Raw genomic sequence first — 955 nt, 5'->3', positions numbered from 1 at the left:
TTCAATGGAAAACTCCTAAAACAATAAGGTTGATACCTATGAATACATCTGAAATTAAAAAAATGAGCACTATTGAGCGTCTCCAAACTATGGAGGCTATATGGAATACCCTTCTTTATGATGAGATCGAGATTGAGTCTCCTGAATGGCATCGGGATATTCTTGAGGAAAGAAGAAGAAAGATAGACAGCGGTAAAGCAAAGTTCTTTTCTGTTGAAGAACTGAAGGAACGTCATAAGCAATGAGAATCAAGAACGTTCTCATCCTGGAAGAGGCTATGGTCGATCTGGAGGATGGGAAATGTTTCTATGATGAAAAGGAGGCTGGCGTTGGCAACTATTTTTGGGATAGCCTACTTGCCGATCTTGAGTCATTGGTGATCTATGCCGGGATTCACAGCAAAAGATTTGGTTTTCAGCGAATGTTAGCCAAAAGATTTCCATACGCTATCTACTATGAAATTAAAGAAGAGACAGCCTATGTTGTTGCTATTTTACCAATGCGTAGAAATCCAGCATGGATAAAAGGACAACTGAAAGAAAGAAACCAACAAAAAATTGGGAGAAAAGGGGCTAGGCTCAATTCTTGCTGAACAGAAAAACCACCGCATTCGGTCCGCGTAGGTTGCGGTGAGCGCACTGAACCGCATCATTGGATGTGATTGGCATCGAAATAATCCAGCTGGGATTGAGTATAGGAAAATCGATCCGGCAGCCTTCATGAAGCCGCGGAGCAGTTTAAACCACAAAGGCACAAAGGGCGCAAAGACGATGAATGATTGAGCCGTAGAGTACGCAGAGATCTGTTTCAATAACTTCTCCGCGACTTTGTGGTTTAAAGGGTCTAGATAACTTTAGAGTGGATTTTCTTTCAGCAGGGTCAGTATTCTATCATAGAGGTTTTCCTCGCGGTAATTAAATCTGAATTCACATTCCTTGAGGTGTAGATGAAACGT

Annotated in this window: 2 protein-coding genes and 1 pseudogene; 2 read left to right on the top strand and 1 reads right to left on the bottom strand. The window is 41.7% G+C overall.

Going from position 1 to position 955, the window contains the following annotated elements:
* The coding region (locus BQ17_RS19935) for an addiction module protein (RefSeq protein ID WP_218068372.1) at positions 1-245 on the top strand (245 nt) is incomplete at its 5' end.
* Positions 242-592: a hypothetical protein gene (locus tag BQ17_RS19930; protein ID WP_089730139.1), complete on the top strand. Its 351-nt coding sequence runs from the start codon at positions 242-244 to the stop codon at positions 590-592. The genes BQ17_RS19935 and BQ17_RS19930, both read left to right, overlap by 4 nt.
* 261 nt (positions 593-853) lie before the next feature.
* Here the strand turns inward: BQ17_RS19930 and BQ17_RS23650 are convergent.
* Positions 854-955 (bottom strand): annotated as a pseudogene (locus BQ17_RS23650) (IS1595 family transposase); the annotation flags it as partial.

The organism is Candidatus Thiosymbion oneisti (assembly GCF_900092655.1).
In the GTDB taxonomy this organism is placed as follows: Bacteria; Pseudomonadota; Gammaproteobacteria; order Chromatiales; family Chromatiaceae; genus Thiosymbion; species Thiosymbion oneisti.
This window is presented reverse-complemented; position numbering and strand designations above follow the sequence as displayed.

Coding starts and splice junctions, on each gene's coding strand:
- BQ17_RS19930 (WP_089730139.1), top strand. CDS start 242: ATGAGAATCAAGAACGTTCTCATCCTGGAAGAGGCTATGGTCGATCTG.